Genomic DNA, 16,528 nt, shown 5'->3' with positions numbered 1-16,528 from the left:
GCGCCGACGGCCGCACCTCCTCTACCGTTCGAACGGCTCGCCGAGCGAAGCGACGCCGTTTAGCTTCAACAAGCGGCGGTCCGCGGAGATGATGCCGAGTACGACGATCGTTACCAGATAGGGCAGGCACGCCAGCAACTGCGAGGGCACGTCGAGCCCAGTCGCCTGCGCGGCTAGCCCCATCAGCGATACGGCACCGAAGAGACACGCGCCGAGGAATATCCGGCCTGTCAGCCAGGTTCCGAAGACGACGAGCGCAATGGCGATCCAGCCGCGGCCGGCAATCATTCCATCCGCCCAGAGCGGCGTATAGATCGTTGACGCATAGGCGCCGGCAAAGCCCGCCATCATTCCGCCGAATGCCACGGCGGCGAAGCGGACGGCAATGACAGGGTAGCCGATCGCATGGGCTGCTTTCGGGTTTTCACCGACGGCGCGAATGACCAGTCCAACCTTCGCATAGGCGAAAGTCGCCCAGATCGCGACCGTCACCAGAAGCGAGAGCCAGACAACGATATCCTGTGTGAAGAGGCCGCCGACGACCGGGATCTCGGAAAGGCCCGGAATTGTGATTTTCGGCAGCGCTTTGACTGTCAGGCTTTCATAGCTCTTGCCGAAGAGTGCCGACAGGCCCTGGCCGAGAATGCCGATCGCAAGCCCGGTCGCGACCTGGTTCGCGTTGAAGCCGAGGATGATGCCGGCAAAGATCAGTGACAGCAGACTGCCGCCGAGCCCGGCCGCGACAAATGCGAGGATGTGGCCGCCACCATGATAGACGATGATGAAGGCAATGACGGCGCCGAATGCCATCAATCCCTCGACGCCGAGATTGAGAACCCCGGCGCGTTCAACGACCAGTTCACCGAGGGCCGCCAGCAGAAAGGGTGTCGCAGCCGCCAGCATGCCGGCCAGGATGAACTCGATCGCATTCATGATGGGCTCCGGATGGCGGCCGGGGGCCAGGCAAGGCGATAGCGGACGAAGGCAACAGCAATCAGATAGATGAGCAGCAGACTGCCCTGGAAGACACGGACGGCAGCAATCGGCAGGTTGGCCGAGACCATGGCATTGTCGCCGCCGATGTAGAGTGCGGCCATGACGATAGAGGATATGACGATGCCGATCGGATGCAGGCCGCCGAGATAGGCGACGATGATTGCCGCATAGCCGTAGCCGGTCGAGATCGAGCGCTGCAACTGGCCGAGCGGGCCGGCGACTTCGGCTGAACCCGCCAGCCCAGCGGCTGCGCCACCGATCAGCAGCGACAGCCAGATTGCCCAGCTCTCTTTGAAACCGGCATAGCTTGCAGCGCGTGGCGCCAGCCCCCCGACTTGTAACCTGTAGCCGATGAAGCTCTTCTGCATGAAGATCCATGCTGCAACCGACAGGATACCGGCGAGGATGAGCGAGACGTTGACGCGCGTTCCTTCAAACAGGATCGGGACCATGGCGTCATACTGGAACATCACCGACTGCGGGAAGTTGAAGCCATTCGGATCCTTCCAGGGGCCGAGCAGCAGATAATTGAGAAGCTGCGCGGCGACGAAACTCAGCATCAGCGAGACCAGGATTTCGTTGGCATTGAGCCGGACGCGCCAGAAGGCAGTTAGCGATGCCCAGAGCGCGCCGCCGATCATGCCGAGCAGCAGCATTGCCGGCCAGATCCACTGGCCGGTGGCGTCCGGCCACCAGATCGGAATGGCAGAGGCAAAGATCGCTCCCAGCACGAATTGCCCCTCGGCGCCGATATTGAAGACTTTGGCGCGAAAGCCGATCGCAAGCCCCTGCGCGATGAGCAGCAGCGGCCCGGTCTTCAGGAGCACCTCCGAAAACGACGCCCAGGAATAGAAGGGCTCGATCAGCATCGCATAGATGACTGCGGCCGGGTCACGCCCCATGACGACATAAAGGCCGAGATTGAGGATGATCGTGACGGCGAGCGCGATCGGCGGGGCGAGCAGCGTAGCGGCAAGCGAGGCGCGTTCCCGGCGGACAAGGGTTGGCAAGGCGGCAAACACGGGTCTGCTCATGCAATCGCTTTCTCGCGCTGTGACTGGGCGCCGATCATGTATCGGCCGATGTCCTCGGGCTTCGTATCGCGTGTGACGAGCGGCGGGCTCAGCGTGCCGTGGTGAAGGACCTGGATGAAGTCGCTGAGCTCGAACAATTCTTCGAGCTCCTCGGAAATGACGAGGATTGCCATGCCTTCGTTGCGCAGCGTGATGAGCCGCTTGCGGATTGCCGAGGCAGCACCGATATCGACGCCCCAGGTAGGTTGGGCGAGGAAGAGCAGCTTCGGCGCCAGCATGATTTCGCGCCCGACGATGAACTTCTGCAAATTGCCGCCGGAGAGCGAGCCGGCCTCGGCCTCGGGACCGCGCGTGCGTACGTCGTAGTCACGGATGCATTCGTTGGTGAACGCGGTCGCCTGTGCCTTGTCGAGCAGGCCGCGTTTGACGAGACTGAGGGGATGGGCGGTTAGCAGGCTATTGAGGGTGAGCGACATTTCGGGGACCGCGCCACGGCCGAGCCGGTCCTCCGGCACGAAGGCAAATCCGAGCTGCCGGCGGGCTGCCGGCTCGAGCATGCCGACATCCTTGCCCATCATGAAGATCTGGTCGCGTTGGTCGCGCGGCAGGATCGTTTCGCCGGAGATCAGCGCGGCAAGCTCGCTTTGGCCGTTGCCGGAAATCCCGGCAATGCCGAGGATTTCTCCGGCGCGGACGACAAGGCTGACCTGGGAGAGCGGCACGGCAAAAGGATCATCCGGCCTGTAATCGAGCCCTATCAGTTCCAGCCGCTTCTCGCCTTCGTCAAGCGGCAGCGCCGGCATGGCTTCCGGCATGTCACGGCCGATCATCATACGGGCAAGGTCATGGGCATCATGCTCGCGCGGATCGACATGACCGGTCACGCGTCCGCCGCGCAGGATCGTCGCGCGGTCGCAGAGCGACTGGATTTCTTCCAGCTTATGGGAAATGAAAAGGATGGAAACGCCGCCGTCGCGCAGCCGGCGCAGGGTCTCGAAAAGCTTCTCCACGGCCTGCGGCGGCAGGACGGATGTTGGTTCGTCCAGGATCAGCAGCTTCGGATTGGTCATCAGGCAGCGGATGATTTCCACGCGTTGTCGCTCGCCGACCGAAAGCGAGTGCACATGGGCCAGCGGATCGACCTCCAGGCCGAATTCGTGTCCGAGCTTGCGGATACGCTCCGCAAGTTCGGCTTTGTTGCCGGCGACGATCAGGCGGATATTCTCGACGACCGTCAGGCTCTCGAACAGGGAGAAATGCTGAAAGACCATGCCGATGCCGGCACGCCTTGCCTCTGCGGGAGAGGCAAGGCTGAGGTTGTGCCCGTTCCAGGCAACAGTTCCGTTGTCCGGCTGCTCGACGCCATAGATCAGCTTCATCAGAGTCGATTTGCCGGCCCCGTTTTCTCCGAGGATGGCATGGATCGAGCGGGGAGAGACGTCAAGGTCGATCTGCTGGTTGGCATGGACCTGGCCGTAGCTCTTGGAAATGCCGCGTAGCGACAGGAGCGGGCTTTCCATGGCTTATTTCGGCAACGGCGTCTTGACACCCTTGACGTGCCAATCCATCGCGACGATCTGCGCGTCCGTCAGCGTGGCGCCAGAGGCGACACCTTCACTGCCATCCGCCTTGGCTATTGGGCCTGTAAACGGCGAGAAGCTGCCGCTGGCGATCTTGGCCTCGATTTCCTTGATCTTGCTCATCGTGTCGGCTGGGATGGCCGGGTTCCAGTCGACAACCTCGACCACCTTGTCGGCAACGCCGAGGAAGGCGTTGGCGCCCTTGAAGGTGCCGGCGAGGTGGGCATCGACCGATGCCTTGAAGAAGGGCGACCAGTCGGTGGCCACGCAGCCGAGATAGGTCTTCTCGGCATATTTCTTCATCGAGGAGTTCAGGTTGAAGGCATAGATACCGGCTTCCTCGCAGGCGGAGATGACCGAAGGCGTATCCTGCGCATTCGAGAAGATGACGTCGCAGCCCTGCGAGATCAAAGCCTTGGCGGCTTCCTGTTCCTTGGCCGGATCGAACCAGGAGTTGACCCAGACGACGGAGACTTCGATGTCGGGTTTGACGGCCTGCGCGCCGAGCGTGAAGGCATTGATCGAGGTGATCAGTTCGGGAATGGCAAAGGCCGAAACCGAGCCGAGCTTGCCGGTCTTGGAGACAGCGGCGGCCGCCATTCCGAGCAGATAGGTGCCCTGGAAATATTTGGCAGCGAAGGGCGAGAAGTTCGGCGCGACCTGGAAGCCCGAGGCATGCAGGACGGTGACCTTTGGATTGCGGCGAGCGATCTGCAAAGCACCGTTCTGATAGCCGAAGGAGCCGGCGATCAGGAAATGGTTTCCGTCTGCGACCGTCTTGTTCATGATGCGATCGGCATCCGGGCCCTCGGCGATGTTTTCGATGATCGTGACCTTCACCTTGTCGCCATAGGCGGCCTTGATCGGATCGATGCCGGCGGCAAGCGCGTGACCCCAGCCGACATCGCCGATCGGCGAGGGTACGACGAGAGCGATGCCGAGCGGTTCGTCGGCAGCAAATGCAGAGCGGCCGGCAAAGGCCGTGGCAAGGCCAGCAGCCGCGGCGCTCTTCATCAGCGTTCTGCGGGTCAGATTGTTGGACATGTCAGTTCCCCTCTTTTGGTTGTTCAGAATTCCACAGCCGCGAGCGCCGCTTCGGCGTCCGCGAAAAGCTTGAATTCGTCGAGACCGGTGAATTCACCTGCCTGCCAGACGATGCGCCCGTTGATCATGGTGAGGTCAGTCGGCATGCCGATCCCGACCTTGGCAATCAGGCTCAGCGGGTCGTGTCGCGTGCCGACATAGTCCATCCGCCGCGTATCGATCGCGAAAAGGTCTGCTGCCATGCCCGGCGCGAGACGGCCGATATCGCGGCGGCCGAGCAGGCTTGCGCCGCCCGTCGTTGCGTAACCAAGGAAATCGACCGGCGGCGGGACAGGGTGAGCGCGTGTCGATGCCGACAGGCATTGCAGCATATAGGCGGAGTGGATGCAGTGCATGAGGTTGGAATTGTCGTTCGAGGCAGCGCCGTCGCAGCCAAGCCCGACGCGCAGGTCGAAGGCCGACATGGCCGGAACATCCGTCACCTCTGCGCCGACAAGATAGACCGGCTCCGGGCAATGGGAGACGCCGGTGCCGCTTGCCGCCATCTTGCGGAGTTCGTCATGCGTCAGTTCCCAGCAGTGAGCATAGAAGGTGTCGGGACCTGCAAAGCCGAGTTCCGTACAGTAATCGACCGTACGCATGCCGTGCCGCGCCTCGATGACAGGGCTTTCGCCTTCGCCGACATGGGTGTGCAAAAACACGCCGCGGTCGCGGGCAAGGGCCACCGATTCAACGAAGGTCTCGCGATAGCAATTGACCGGCTGGCAGGGCGCAACGACCACCTGCCGCATGCTGAAGGGACCGGCATCGTGGTAGCTGTCGATCAGCCGGGCGCAATCGGCTATGAATTCATCCGTCGTTTCCAGCATGGCATCCGGGATCGTCGATCCCTCGGATTTCGGCAGCGTATTGCCGCCGCGGCCTGCATGGAAACGCATGCCGAGAAGCTCGGCCGCCTCGAACTGTCGGTCGATCAGGCGCTTTCCGGCGTGCCGGGGAAAGCAATATTGGTGGTCGAAAGCCGTCGTGCAGCCATGCTTGATCATCTCGGCCATGGCGGTAACCGAGGAATGGTAGAAGCAATCCTCGTTCAGCCGCGAGAAGATCGGGTAGATGCGGTCCAGCCACTCGATGACCGACAGTTTCGTCCAGTCGAGATCGGCCCGGTTGCGCACGAAGCACTGAAAGAAATGGTGATGCGTGTTGACGAGGCCGGGATAAACGAACCAGCCGGCGGCATCCTGGACGATCGTGCCTGATGGCAGGGGCTCCTGTGACAGGTTCGTGCCAATTGCCTGGATCGCCGGACCATTGGTCAGCACGTCCACGTTCCGGCGCACGCTTGGTCCGTTGCCCTCATTGACGATGACGGCTGCGCAATTTTTCAGGAGGTAGCCGGCCATCTCAGCTTTCCTCCTTCGCAGGATGAGGATCGGGCTTCAGCTCGTGCAGGCGGTGAATGCCGGGCATCTCGATGAAGCCGCCGAGGCTGCGGACGGCCCTCAACCAGAGCCGGATGTTTGGATAGGGATCGAGCGAGATGCCGCCATCGGGCGCGAGCGCCACATAGGGGAAACAGGCGATATCGGCGATCGTGGCGCGGTTCGACGCCAGGAAGCGCATACCGCGAAGCTGCTGTTCGAAGAGACCAGCCTCCAGCTCGCGCAGCGCGGCGATGCCCTGCGCCTGAAGGCTTTCGATATTGCCGGGGCGCAGAAGCATTTCATGCAGCCGCGCGCCGCCGAGACTGGCGGTCAGCCGATGCGAGAAGGACAGCCACTGCTGCACTCGCGCCGTCTCTTCAGGCGTGCTGGTACCCAACCATTCCGGCGCGCCTTGGGCGGCGAGATAGGCGAGAATGGCGGAGGATTCCGTCAGAACGAGATCGCCATCTTCCAGGATCGGAATCGACCCTGCCGGATTGAGCGCCAGAAGTTCCGGGCCGCGATGTTCAGCGCCTGGATGAAAATCCACCGCCCGGATATCCAGTTTGATACCGAGGATCGCCGCCATCAGGCGGATCTTGTAGCAACTCGGCGAGAGAATGTAGTCGTAGAGCTTCATTGCGCGACCAACTGTGCACCGTAGATATAGTTGTGGCGCTTGAGCCAGCGTCTGTAGGCGACCGAAGTCAGGTCCGCGCGCGTCGGTATTTCCATGCCGGGATCGAGCGGCAGAAGGGCTGGGATCTGGTTCTCGAGGATCGAGCGGTCCTGCAGGAAGATCATCTGCTGGAAATGAATGAGATCTGTCATCGGTGTGTCGTCATCAAAGAGTGCCATCCATGGCCACACGTCGCAAAGGTCTTCCGCAAGCGGTTGGACGAAGAGGGTAATGACGTCCCATTCGCTGGGGCGGGGAGGGCAGGTCTTGTAGAGTACCGAGCAGGTAGGTGCCGGCACGCGATACATATATTCGGTGGTGATGCCGCCGGTCGCCGACTTGGCGGCCTGCGGTTGATAGAATTTCACCTGCGTTGCCCAGACCTCGTCCTCGTCTTCGCGGATCTCGACCTTGTAGTTCTGGACTTCCGTATGAGGCTCGGCGCCCAGAATATCGGTATGGACGAAGGGGAAATGGGCAATGTCGAGGAAGTTCTCGACCGCCCGCAGCGGTGAGCAGCGCACCCGCACGACGCCCACATCGACGAAGCGGCGGCCGGGCTGGTCCGCCTCGGGAATGGCAAAAAGCTCCTTGCCGGGATTGCCCAGCGACGACCAGACATGGCCGTAGCGGATGCGGACCGGAAGGCTGCGCCCATCGGCTGATGTCACCTGCGCATTGTCATCGGAGGTGCGCGCGACTACTATGGGCTCGCCCATCAGAGCGGTCTTTGTGCCGGTTTCGCCGAGGCGGGAAAAAAGGCCGACCGGATACCATTCGTCGATCATTGCGCCAGCCTTCGTCATGCCACCTCCTTCTGCCGCGCTTCCGCCTGCCGACGCACGGCTTCGGCGACGCGGGACGCCGTGACTCGGTCCGCCGGGCTGCGATCCTTTTCGATCATGACGTGAATGAGCGTGCGTCCTGCTTGCTCAGTCGATAGCAGCCGGACCCATGGACAGTTCGCAATTGGAATGAGCCCGTCCATACCAATTTTCGCGCCCGCAGCGGCTTCGAGCGCCGGAATGCCGGCCTCGGCAGTCAACGAGCGCAACGGCAAGAGATCATCAAGCGATGGCTGTGACGCCGAGGGTTCTCCAACGGCAACCCAGATGACACCACCCGATTCCTCGACCTCATGAATTGCGACACGGATCGTTTCCGGCGGCACGAGGTCGGGGTGGGCAGGGATGCGGATGCATCCTCCCGCCGGAGAATAGCTCCAGCCGTGATAGATGCAGGAGAGTGCCTCGCCGCGCACGAAGCCGTGGGACAATCGCATCCCGCGATGCGGACAGCGATCCGACGATGCCGATACGCGCCCCGACTGAGTGCGCCAGAGAGCGATCGATCCTGCTGGCGTCCAGGCCGGTATGACGGTTGCCGGCGGCAGATCAGCAGACAGGGCGACTGGCGTCCAAGAGCCGGCCGTATCAGATGGCATAACGTATAAGTCCTCAATATTCCCAAGGCTTTAGTGCCGCCGGCCGTGCACGGTTGCCGAGCTAGCGGCCTCAGCTGTCAGAGGCTTGCATAAAAAAACCGCATTGGCAACAATGATTAAATAAAGGGCAGGCCCCAAATGTGGTCAGGGCTACGGTGTGTCGGCAGGGTCTACAATCCTGCGCTGAATCTCGTCCACCCAGACGTCGATTGGACCGAGCGAACACCCCATTTCCAGCATGTCGATCAGCTCAACGGGACCTGCGACCTCAAGTTCGATTCGGTCGGCGCCCATGTAAAAGAAATCCTGGGACAGTCCAAGCTTGTCGGCATGGCGACGGATCCACGGAATGAACGAGGCCGCATCGACATCGCCGAGGATCGTCATTCGCTCGCGCAACCCCCCCTGCCGTGTCTGCGTCATCGAATTATCCATCATCTGATCCCTGAGAACAGCATAGCGGCTTGGTGCCGTTGTGAAAGGGGGATGATGGAACGAACGGTCTTATGCCTTTCATGTGCCATGAATAATTAGGCAGGAAACAGCCATATCATCAGCGACGGAGGCTGCTCCGGTGATTATGCTGACCGGTAACATCGATCCGCAGGACAAAAGGACATGAACATGACAACGACTTCATGGCACGCAGACCCGCTCGCTTGGGGTTTCGGACCGCGCATTTTCGAGGCCTTTCTGGAGCCGACCTGCCCCTATTCCGTCAGGACATTCAACAAGCTGGATGCGTTGCTCGAACAGGCCGGAGCGGACAGGATCACAATCAAGATCCGCCTGCAGTCGCAGCCCTGGCATCTCTATTCCGGCGTGATCGTGCGTTCTGTTCTTGCAGCCTCGACACTGAATGGTGGCAAGGAAACCGCAAAGAAGGTCATGGCGGCCGTCGCCGCCCATCGTGAGGAATTCGAGTTCGAGCGTCACGCCGGCGGTCCTAATATGGATGCCACCCCGAATGAGATCATCGAGCGCCTCGAGCACTACAGCGGCGTGGCGCTGAAAGAGGCCTTCGCTATCCCCGATCTCGACAAGGAGATCAAATGGCACTGCAAATATGCCCGCCAGAACGGCATCCATGTCTCCCCGACCTTTATGATCGACGGATTGGTGCGGCCGGACCTGAGCAGCGGCGATGATGTCGAGGCCTGGGTTAAGCTGCTGATCGGGTAGCCGTTCAACAATGTCGAGGAAGCGATCTCAGGACTGGATGTTCCTGTCGATCGCTTCTCGGCGACGAACACTCCGTTCGCGCCGCTTCCTCATCGTTTCGAGATGAAAACCGCCGAAATGCTCGATACCGGTGGCATGCACGCGCTCAGCGGAGATCTTTACGAGGGCGTGCTGTTTCTTCCACAGGCGTATCTTCCGGCGGCTGTTCCCAGCCAAAGACGCTTCGGCCGCCGAAGGCCGAGGACTGCCGGAATTCGCCTGCGACAATCTCCTTGAGGTCGGGGCCGGTGACGTAGCGCTCCATGCTGCGCGACTGGTCGTCGAGACGACGCAAGGCCTGCAGTTCCTCATCGCGCCCGAGTTTGCCCTTCACGATCGCGGATTTCATCACATTGATGGTCTCGTCGTAGACTTTGAGCGGTACAGGGAAGGGGTGCCTGTCCTTGCCGCCGTGAGCGATCGAAAAGCGGGCGGGATCGGAGAAACGGCAGGGCGCGCCGTGCACGACTTCGGCGACGAGCGCCAGCGCCTTGACTGTGCGCGCGCCGACGCCGGGCACAAGCAGCAGATTCTCGAAATCGACCGGTCCACGATCAGCAGCGGCAGCAAGGTTGCCGTGCAGCCGCCGCATATTGACGTCGCTTTCGCGGACATCATGGTGCGCGGGCATGATGAGGTGCGGTAGCATCGGCTGTTCTGCCGGCTCAGGAGCGGGTGCGGGACCGGCCACCAGGGCAAGGGCTGCCGCCTCGCGGATGATGCGATCCGGTCCAAGTGTTGCAAGGAGATCGAGCTGGTCGTGACGGGATTTTTCAGCACGGCGGTCGGCAAGATTGATGATCTCACCCTGCGAGCGGCCTTCGATCGCCGCATGCGGGGAATTGACGAAGCTCTCCAGTCCTTCGGAAAACCAGTGATAGCGCCGCGCCTGACGCTTGTCGCCGTTCATGCCTTGCTGGACGATCACCCAATGGCCGTCATCGGCGACGATGAAGCCGTGCAGATAGAGATCGAAACCATCCTGCACCGCTGCGCTATCTACCTTGGCGACCAGGCGACTTGTCTTTGCAAGGCCGGCACCGTCAAGGCCGGTGCGATCGCCGATCGCCATCAGTTCGTCCGGCGTCTTGCGTGATTGCGCACCGCGCCCGCCGCAGACATGAAGGCCGAGTTCCTTGGAGAGTGGTGTCAGTCCACGTTTCAACGCCCCGAGCACGCTGGTCGTGATGCCGGAGGAATGCCAATCCATGCCCATGACGGCGCCGAATGACTGGAACCAGAAGGGATGGGCAAGCCGGCGCAGGAATTCATCGCGCCCGTAATGGTGCACGATTGCCTCGGCGATCAGAGCGCCGAGTGTCGTCATGCGGTTACCCAGCCATGGCGGCACGCGCCCTCCGTGAAGGGGGAGGTCGGCGCTGCCCGCTCTCTGCGACATGCTTCCTCTTTCTGTCCGTAATCTGCTGCGGTCGACGGGATCAACCGATAGAACAGCTATCCGTCAAAACCGGGGCGATGGCAATAAATTCCTATTTACAGGAGGCGGCTCACCATCCCGGCCAAATAAGCATCAAAAGATGCGATTTCCCATCCGGCTGCGGAACCGAAACCTCACTTCCTAATTTCTATGTCAACTGGGAATGAGAGACTGAGTCATGAAGTCGCTTGCTACACCATCCATGTTTCTGCCGGTGATCCCGATCGTTCTGGTTGGCGGTCTCGGCTTTGCCTCCTATGGGGTTCGCGAACCGGCGCCGCATCATTTCGCCAACCTCGATGCGCCGCTCTGGACGACGATACCGACACACGTTGATCCAAAAACGCAAAATTACGAGCGGCTTCCGCCCCTTCAAGCTGCGGCTAACGATTTGTCCTCAACGCCGGCCAAGCTGGTTGGCGTAACGGCCATTGCGCCGCCTGATGCAACGATGACAGGGGCGATCGAGCAGCCGAAGCAGGAATGGACGGCTGACGGTCGTCATCTCAGCCGGTGCCAGCAACGTTATCGGTCTTACAATGTGGCCGACAACACATATCAGCCTTTTGACGGGGGACCCCGCAAACCGTGCGTGATCGAAGAAAGAGAGCCCTCCGTCGGGCTACCCGCGGCGGGCGCAGCCCAGAGCCCGCATATATCATGGTGCGCCGCCCGCTATAATTCCTATCGCGCTGTGGACAACAGCTATCAGCCATTCGACGGGCCAAGACGTCAGTGTGTAGCTCCCGTAATCTAGGCAAGATCATTTTAGTCTTCCCGTGAGAAGATCGCGTCCTTGGTGATGACGCTTGCTTTTTGCCCCGGACCAAAGTCCGAGGTCATCTGGCACCTATGTCCGACCGTCTTGCAATTTCGGAACAAGCGGTCAATCTCATGCTTCCTGCTTTGAGCAGACACTTGAGGAAAAAGGACAAGGCAAGCGACGATGGCGATCTCCAAGCGCAATTTTCTGATGGGCTGCGGCGCGAGTTTTCTTGCCGCTGCGCCGCTGAAGGTTGATGTGGCGGGTTCGTTTCCCTCGCTCGCCAGCCAGGCAGCCTTTGCAAAGAACGATAACGGCAATGGCGGGGGAAATGGGAACGGCAACGGCGGCAATGGCGGAGGTGGTGGAAACGGCAACGGCGGCGGAAACGGAAATGGTAATGGCGGGGGAAATGGTAACGGCGGGGGAAACGGCAACGGCAATGGCGGCGGGAGCGGCAACGGCGGGGGGAACGGAAACGGTAATTCCGGTGGCAGCGGCAATAGTAGCGGGAGCGGACGATCCAGCTCGACCGGAGCCGGGAGTACGGGCAATGCGTCCTCGACATCGGGTGCACGCGCGACCGAAGATACGGACGGCTCGATCGATGTCCGGCATACGAATGGAATAACCGAAACCCTACGTGCAGGGCGCTACATCATGAAGGATTCGAAAGGCCGTACGATCATCAACCGGCGGGCAACGTCGGCTGACAGCACGCGGCTCACGCGCCTGCTGCGCTAGCGTTTTTCGCGCCACCGCAAGGCAGCTTCCGTCCTGTTCGTTACGCCGAGTTTTGTCAGGATCTGGGTCATATGATGCTTTACCGTTTTCTCCTGCAGGTCGAGACGCAGGCCGATGTGCTTGTTTGAAAGGCCTTGCGCCACGAGATCCATCACCTCGCGTTCCCGAGGAGTAAGCGCGTCCCTGTCCGATGCCTGCCCGCTCAACGAATATTCCATGACTTTGGCTGACATCGCGGGGGAGACGTAGCGGGCTCCCTTGAAAACGGTGCGGATGGCGTCCGCCAGCCCGCGGGAGCCGACACCCTTGAGAATGTAACCTTTTGCGCCGCGTTGCAGCGCCTCGACCAGCGTATCGACTTCCTCTGAAGCCGTGAGCATGAGAATTTTGGTCTCCGGGCTTATGGAAAGGATCTCGTCGATCACCGAAAGGCCGTCCCCGGGCATCGACACATCGAGAAGCAGCACGTCCGGACGGGTATCGGCGGCGATCATTGCTGCATCAGATGTGTTGGCACCTTCTCCGACGACGACAAAATCGCTGACCTCGGAGAGGCTGCGGGTGACCCCCTCGCGGAACAGGGGATGGTCGTCTACCACGCCGATTTTGATGGACGTCATCCTAATCCTCCACTTCCATAGGCGCGAAGGTCATGATGACAGTCGTTCCGCCTTCGCCGGTTATTATGTCGAATTCCCCGCCAAGGCTATCGATCCGTTCTTTGAGCCCGGCAAGGCCGAGGCTCGCCGGCCTCACCAGTGTCGGATCAAAACCCTCGCCTCGGTCGCTGACTTCGACGCGGACGGCGCCGCCGTGTGATGTTGCTCTGACTGCCTGCTCCACGCCGCCACCGTGGCGATAGGCATTGTTGAGCGCCTCCTGAACGAAGCGGTAGATGCAAATTTTGAGAGCGGTGGCAAGTTCCGGATCGTCCTCGTCAATTTTTGTATCGACAGTAGTGCCGGTCTTTTCTTGGTGGGCTTCGACAACGCGTTTCACGATTTCCGTAATCGAAGCCTTCTCGATTTGCGGCAGTACCAGTCCCTTGCAGATGTCGCGGATCTCCTTCATCGCCTCGGCGAGACTCGAACGGATCCAGGTGAGCTCCTTTTCGCGTGCCTCCGGCTGGACAGCGGCGTCGACAAGCAGGTTGCTGTCGAGCCGCAGCGAGGCATAGGCGATGTGCTGCGCCGGGCCGTCATGCAGATCGGCACCGATGCCGCGCAAATAGGTTTCGTTCAGGGCCGCGGCGCGCTGGGAAGACAATTGAAGTCGGCGTTGCAGGCCGCGATTTTCAGCCAGAAGTGCGGAGAGTTCGTCTACCCTGGCCTTTAGCGCTTCGCGTTGCACTTCGATCGTATGGCTGCCGCGAAAGACAAGAATGGAGAGGGTGAGGAAGAAAATCGCGGTCAGGCCGGCCACGGCCAGCCAACTCCAGAGCCGTGCCTGTGCAAGGCTGTCTTCCAGCCCTTCGGAAGTCTCATAGAATTCAAGCACAGCCACGGCCTCTCCCGACCAAGGCTGCAAAACAGGATTGTATATTTCCATGAGCGCCCTGCCGAGATTGCGCTCTTCGGCGCTTTCAGGGTCGCTTGCGACTTCGTAACGCGCGACCAGCGAGCCTGCAAACGCCTGGGCGAGTTTGCCATTGACCGGAAATGTCTTCCCCACCAGCTCCTTTTCATTGGAGTAGAGGATCGTGCCGTCACGGCGCCACAGCTTGAACGACACGAGACGGCGGCCAAGTGCGCCCTGTCCAAGTGTTTCATCGAGCGCTTGGGCACTTGCGTCATCGAGCAGCGATTCCGTCTGCATGTCGGGAAGCAGGGGTGCGACCACGCTGTCCACGTAAAGCGCTGTTGCAGCCCCGGAATTGTGAATGACGGCATTCTCGATAAGTCGGGTGACGATGAGCCCGATCCCGAACATTGCGGCAAGTGAGACGAGTCCTCCCATGATGAAGAATTGGGAGGCGAGGGAGCGGGCGTTCCACCGTATGAGCCAGTTCATTTCCAACCTGATTTGCGATGATCCATGCAAACTATCGCATCGGCCGGACTTTTCCACCTCACCTGGACTGGACGACATCGGCGCCGCGAATGCTGGCGGTCAACTCGTCGGTATCACCCGACATGGCCGTGCCGAAGACGTAGAGCATGACGGCAAGAAAGATGACAAGCGCAAGCAGGGATGCGTTCCATGCGCTGGAAATTTCCGGGATTTCGTTCCTGTCGTCCATCACTAACTCCTCTTTCGATGGAGGGCCGAACGGGTGAGCAGGCAGTGCGTTCCGGAGCAGGGACTTCAGTCCGCGCGGCATCGGACCAAAGTCTGAAGCCAGTCCGACTGAGGTCCGGGATCCGGAACAGCGGGGAATGCGGGCCGTTGATTTGGCAGCGGTCAAGGAGGCCGCCTCGAAACCAGAGGAGGAGAAAATGCTCTCCAAGCTAGTTGTGGGCACGGCTGTTGCCGCGTCTCTCATGTCAGGCATCGCACTCGCCCAATCTTCAACGGTCAATGGTGCAGCTGGTGGCGCCGTAACCGGGGCGATCGTCGGTGGCCCGGTTGGTGCGGCAGTCGGCGGCGTAGCCGGTGCAATTGTCGGCACGGCCATCGATCCGCCGCCGCAGAAGGTCGTCACCTATGTTCGCGAAGCTCCGGCTCCCTCGGCCCGCGTGGTCGTCAAGGAAAAGGTCGTTGTCGGCCACGCCTTGCCGGAGACTGTTGTCGTAACGCCCATTCCGGACAATCCGAAATATGCCTATGCGATCGTGAACGATGAACGTGTCATCGTCGAGCCTTCTTCCCGCAAGGTGATCCAGGTCATCAACTAACCTCAATATCGACGCGGCATCTGCCGCGTCTCTTCCCCGGTCATCCATGATCTATCCCGAAGAAAGACCCGGTGGCCTTGGCCATGCCTGTCATCGCGATCCTGCTTGCGATGGCAGGCATTCTCGCTGCACTCTTTGCCGCAGGGGATCACGATGACCGTCGCGGCGGCCGTGTATGGATCCGCGTGCAGCAAGTGCTGACCGGCCGCGATGAAGCTCATCACGACCTCCTGTCAAACGGCCCGGGAACTAGCAGGATCCAGCCCAGTCGGTAGTCGTGCCACGAAGACGATTTGAAGGACTACCGCTTGCACGGATCTCAACCGAGGATGCCGTCGATCGTCAACGCGACAAGGCCTGCCAGGGCGAAAGTCTCCCGAAGAGCTTTGTGATAGCTGAGAGCGATGCGGCCCGCATGCGCAACAGTCTCTGCCGGCGAAGGGCATCTACGCGTGTTCCCGGTGCCTTCGCGAGTGCTGCCCTGGCTGCCCTCACGGGCTCTACCAAACTGGCCGCGACATCCGGCAAGGTATCCACTTCCGCTTCGAGGCGCGTGAGATAGGCGTTCAGCCCGTCGGCGGCGGCTTGCCGCAGGCGGGCGGTTGGAGCGTTGCGAAGTCTGCGCGTCGCCCAGCGCAGATGTTCCTCAGCGTGCCGGTGCAGCGCCTGCGGATGCTTGTATGCCCTGTGGTCGCCAAGCATGTCGGCGACAAAAGCCACTTCTCCGAGCTCGCCGCAGCGCCACCAGAGCTCCATATCCTGCAGATATTGCCAGGCCGGATCCCAGCGGCCGGCCTTGAAGAAGACATCCGTCCGGATCGTCGCACCCGGCATCGCGACCATATTGTTGAGCAGCAGCAATTCCCGGAAGGCCTCACCGCTGTTGCTGTAACTCCACGCGAAGCGGTGGCCAGGGATCGGGTCTCCTTCATAGGTGATCTGCCTGAAACGGCCGTGGATCAGGGCGGGGTTGCGCATTGCCGCGCGCCCGATGGCGCGCAACGCGCCCGGAGCGAGGCGATCGTCGGCGTGCAGTGTGACGAGGTAATCAGCATTCGCGCCGGCGGTATAGGCGCGGTTCCAATTGTCCGTGCGCGGTACGGTGTCGCGGTGCAGAGCCGGCTTCAGCAAAGGAGACGAGTAGGATTCGATTATTTCCCGGCTGCCGTCGGTGGAGCCGTTGTCGCAGATATGAACCTCGAAGTCCGGATAATCCTGTGCCAGAGCGCTGTCGAGCGCCTCGGCAAGCGTTTCAGCATTGTTGTAGCAGGGTATGATAATGGCGAGAGAGGGTAATCTGCTTGATGTTCCGGCCGTCATGATGATC

Annotated in this window: 19 protein-coding genes; 4 read left to right on the top strand and 15 right to left on the bottom strand. The window is 61.0% G+C overall.

Going from position 1 to position 16,528, the window contains the following annotated elements:
- Nucleotides 1-21: 21 nt before the first annotated feature.
- From FHT93_RS27550 to FHT93_RS27510, 9 genes are all read right to left on the bottom strand, one after another.
- Nucleotides 22-933, bottom strand: a complete 912-nt coding sequence (locus FHT93_RS27550) for an ABC transporter permease (protein WP_112969134.1) — start codon at nt 931-933, stop codon at nt 22-24.
- Nucleotides 930-2,030 carry an ABC transporter permease gene (locus FHT93_RS27545; RefSeq protein ID WP_112546330.1) on the bottom strand — a complete coding sequence of 367 codons (1,101 nt, stop codon included), beginning with the start codon at nt 2,028-2,030 and terminating at the stop codon, nt 930-932. The genes FHT93_RS27550 and FHT93_RS27545 overlap by 4 nt, the downstream gene beginning before the upstream one ends.
- Entirely contained in the window at nt 2,027-3,550 is a 1,524-nt protein-coding gene (locus FHT93_RS27540; RefSeq protein ID WP_183850418.1) for an ABC transporter ATP-binding protein, read from the bottom strand. Before FHT93_RS27540 ends, FHT93_RS27545 begins: the two co-directional genes overlap by 4 nt.
- Nucleotides 3,551-3,553: 3 nt before the next feature.
- Complete coding sequence (locus FHT93_RS27535; protein WP_113202046.1) at nt 3,554-4,654, bottom strand: BMP family ABC transporter substrate-binding protein; 1,101 nt, start codon at nt 4,652-4,654, stop codon at nt 3,554-3,556.
- Nucleotides 4,655-4,677: 23 nt separating this feature from the next.
- Complete coding sequence (locus tag FHT93_RS27530) at nt 4,678-6,057, bottom strand: amidohydrolase (RefSeq protein ID WP_183850416.1); 1,380 nt, start codon at nt 6,055-6,057, stop codon at nt 4,678-4,680.
- Between the two features lies 1 nt (nt 6,058).
- Nucleotides 6,059-6,718, bottom strand: a complete 660-nt coding sequence (locus FHT93_RS27525; protein WP_112969138.1) for a glutathione S-transferase family protein — start codon at nt 6,716-6,718, stop codon at nt 6,059-6,061.
- Nucleotides 6,715-7,563, bottom strand: a complete 849-nt coding sequence (locus FHT93_RS27520) for an aromatic ring-hydroxylating dioxygenase subunit alpha (RefSeq protein WP_183850414.1) — start codon at nt 7,561-7,563, stop codon at nt 6,715-6,717. Before FHT93_RS27520 ends, FHT93_RS27525 begins: the two co-directional genes overlap by 4 nt.
- Nucleotides 7,560-8,201, bottom strand: coding sequence for a Rieske 2Fe-2S domain-containing protein (locus FHT93_RS27515; protein ID WP_113202043.1), 642 nt, complete (start codon nt 8,199-8,201; stop codon nt 7,560-7,562). Before FHT93_RS27515 ends, FHT93_RS27520 begins: the two co-directional genes overlap by 4 nt.
- A gap of 150 nt (nt 8,202-8,351) precedes the next feature.
- On the bottom strand, nt 8,352-8,624 hold the full coding sequence (locus tag FHT93_RS27510; RefSeq protein WP_183850412.1) for an acylphosphatase: 273 nt from the start codon (nt 8,622-8,624) through the stop codon (nt 8,352-8,354).
- A 201-nt stretch (nt 8,625-8,825) separates the two neighbouring features.
- On the opposite strand from FHT93_RS27510, the gene FHT93_RS27505 reads away from it, so the two are divergent.
- Complete coding sequence (locus FHT93_RS27505) at nt 8,826-9,383, top strand: thioredoxin domain-containing protein (protein WP_112546361.1); 558 nt, start codon at nt 8,826-8,828, stop codon at nt 9,381-9,383.
- Between the two features lie 145 nt (nt 9,384-9,528).
- Here FHT93_RS27505 and FHT93_RS27500 read toward each other — a convergent pair whose 3' ends face one another.
- Nucleotides 9,529-10,821 (bottom strand): DUF763 domain-containing protein, encoded by a 1,293-nt coding sequence (locus tag FHT93_RS27500; protein ID WP_183850410.1) that lies wholly within the window; start codon nt 10,819-10,821, stop codon nt 9,529-9,531.
- A 217-nt stretch (nt 10,822-11,038) separates the two neighbouring features.
- Here FHT93_RS27500 and FHT93_RS27495 point away from each other — a divergent pair, with 217 nt between their 5' ends.
- Together FHT93_RS27495 and FHT93_RS27490 are read left to right on the top strand one after the other, a co-directional pair.
- Nucleotides 11,039-11,617 carry a BA14K family protein gene (locus FHT93_RS27495; RefSeq protein ID WP_183850408.1) on the top strand — a complete coding sequence of 193 codons (579 nt, stop codon included), beginning with the start codon at nt 11,039-11,041 and terminating at the stop codon, nt 11,615-11,617.
- A 189-nt stretch (nt 11,618-11,806) separates the two neighbouring features.
- The gene (locus tag FHT93_RS27490; protein ID WP_183850406.1) at nt 11,807-12,367 is read left to right on the top strand and encodes a hypothetical protein; all 561 of its coding nucleotides are present in this window, start codon (nt 11,807-11,809) and stop codon (nt 12,365-12,367) included.
- Here FHT93_RS27490 and FHT93_RS27485 read toward each other — a convergent pair.
- The 3 genes from FHT93_RS27485 to FHT93_RS27475 are packed head-to-tail and all read right to left on the bottom strand — an operon-like array spanning nt 12,364 to nt 14,606.
- Complete coding sequence (locus FHT93_RS27485) at nt 12,364-12,987, bottom strand: response regulator transcription factor (RefSeq protein WP_112545254.1); 624 nt, start codon at nt 12,985-12,987, stop codon at nt 12,364-12,366. The two genes, FHT93_RS27490 and FHT93_RS27485, sit on opposite strands and share 4 nt — an antisense overlap.
- A 1-nt stretch (nt 12,988) precedes the next feature.
- Nucleotides 12,989-14,377, bottom strand: coding sequence for a sensor histidine kinase (locus tag FHT93_RS27480; protein ID WP_183850405.1), 1,389 nt, complete (start codon nt 14,375-14,377; stop codon nt 12,989-12,991).
- Nucleotides 14,378-14,435: 58 nt separating this feature from the next.
- Nucleotides 14,436-14,606 carry a hypothetical protein gene (locus tag FHT93_RS27475; protein ID WP_183850403.1) on the bottom strand — a complete coding sequence of 57 codons (171 nt, stop codon included), beginning with the start codon at nt 14,604-14,606 and terminating at the stop codon, nt 14,436-14,438.
- 196 nt (nt 14,607-14,802) lie between these two features.
- On the opposite strand from FHT93_RS27475, the gene FHT93_RS27470 reads away from it, so the two are divergent.
- Nucleotides 14,803-15,201 (top strand): DUF1236 domain-containing protein, encoded by a 399-nt coding sequence (locus FHT93_RS27470; RefSeq protein WP_112545477.1) that lies wholly within the window; start codon nt 14,803-14,805, stop codon nt 15,199-15,201.
- 2 nt (nt 15,202-15,203) lie between these two features.
- Here the strand turns inward: FHT93_RS27470 and FHT93_RS27465 are convergent, their stop codons facing one another.
- Nucleotides 15,204-15,422, bottom strand: coding sequence for a hypothetical protein (locus FHT93_RS27465; RefSeq protein ID WP_183850401.1), 219 nt, complete (start codon nt 15,420-15,422; stop codon nt 15,204-15,206).
- 121 nt (nt 15,423-15,543) lie between these two features.
- Nucleotides 15,544-16,521: a glycosyltransferase gene (locus FHT93_RS27460; protein WP_113145340.1), complete on the bottom strand. Its 978-nt coding sequence runs from the start codon at nt 16,519-16,521 to the stop codon at nt 15,544-15,546.
- Nucleotides 16,522-16,528 lie beyond the last annotated feature (7 nt).

Origin of the sequence: Rhizobium sp. BK379, from assembly GCF_014193955.1 — a bacterium.
GTDB lineage: Bacteria > Pseudomonadota > Alphaproteobacteria > Rhizobiales > Rhizobiaceae > Rhizobium.
The sequence above is the reverse complement of the archived record's forward strand: the minus strand, read 5'-3'. Positions and strand labels throughout refer to the sequence as shown.

Excerpts from the sequence above, each read along its gene's own strand:
- FHT93_RS27550 (WP_112969134.1), bottom strand. The coding sequence starts at position 933 with ATGAATGCGATCGAGTTCATCCTGGCCGGCATGCTGGCGGCTGCGACA.
- FHT93_RS27545 (WP_112546330.1), bottom strand. The coding sequence starts at position 2,030 with ATGAGCAGACCCGTGTTTGCCGCCTTGCCAACCCTTGTCCGCCGGGAA.
- FHT93_RS27540 (WP_183850418.1), bottom strand. The coding sequence starts at position 3,550 with ATGGAAAGCCCGCTCCTGTCGCTACGCGGCATTTCCAAGAGCTACGGC.
- FHT93_RS27535 (WP_113202046.1), bottom strand. The coding sequence starts at position 4,654 with ATGTCCAACAATCTGACCCGCAGAACGCTGATGAAGAGCGCCGCGGCT.
- FHT93_RS27530 (WP_183850416.1), bottom strand. The coding sequence starts at position 6,057 with ATGGCCGGCTACCTCCTGAAAAATTGCGCAGCCGTCATCGTCAATGAG.
- FHT93_RS27525 (WP_112969138.1), bottom strand. The coding sequence starts at position 6,718 with ATGAAGCTCTACGACTACATTCTCTCGCCGAGTTGCTACAAGATCCGC.
- FHT93_RS27520 (WP_183850414.1), bottom strand. The coding sequence starts at position 7,563 with ATGACGAAGGCTGGCGCAATGATCGACGAATGGTATCCGGTCGGCCTT.
- FHT93_RS27515 (WP_113202043.1), bottom strand. The coding sequence starts at position 8,201 with ATGCCATCTGATACGGCCGGCTCTTGGACGCCAGTCGCCCTGTCTGCT.
- FHT93_RS27510 (WP_183850412.1), bottom strand. The coding sequence starts at position 8,624 with ATGACGCAGACACGGCAGGGGGGGTTGCGCGAGCGAATGACGATCCTC.
- FHT93_RS27505 (WP_112546361.1), top strand. The coding sequence starts at position 8,826 with ATGACAACGACTTCATGGCACGCAGACCCGCTCGCTTGGGGTTTCGGA.
- FHT93_RS27500 (WP_183850410.1), bottom strand. The coding sequence starts at position 10,821 with ATGTCGCAGAGAGCGGGCAGCGCCGACCTCCCCCTTCACGGAGGGCGC.
- FHT93_RS27495 (WP_183850408.1), top strand. The coding sequence starts at position 11,039 with ATGAAGTCGCTTGCTACACCATCCATGTTTCTGCCGGTGATCCCGATC.
- FHT93_RS27490 (WP_183850406.1), top strand. The coding sequence starts at position 11,807 with ATGGCGATCTCCAAGCGCAATTTTCTGATGGGCTGCGGCGCGAGTTTT.
- FHT93_RS27485 (WP_112545254.1), bottom strand. The coding sequence starts at position 12,987 with ATGACGTCCATCAAAATCGGCGTGGTAGACGACCATCCCCTGTTCCGC.
- FHT93_RS27480 (WP_183850405.1), bottom strand. The coding sequence starts at position 14,377 with ATGAACTGGCTCATACGGTGGAACGCCCGCTCCCTCGCCTCCCAATTC.
- FHT93_RS27475 (WP_183850403.1), bottom strand. The coding sequence starts at position 14,606 with ATGGACGACAGGAACGAAATCCCGGAAATTTCCAGCGCATGGAACGCA.
- FHT93_RS27470 (WP_112545477.1), top strand. The coding sequence starts at position 14,803 with ATGCTCTCCAAGCTAGTTGTGGGCACGGCTGTTGCCGCGTCTCTCATG.
- FHT93_RS27465 (WP_183850401.1), bottom strand. The coding sequence starts at position 15,422 with ATGAGCTTCATCGCGGCCGGTCAGCACTTGCTGCACGCGGATCCATAC.
- FHT93_RS27460 (WP_113145340.1), bottom strand. The coding sequence starts at position 16,521 with ATGACGGCCGGAACATCAAGCAGATTACCCTCTCTCGCCATTATCATA.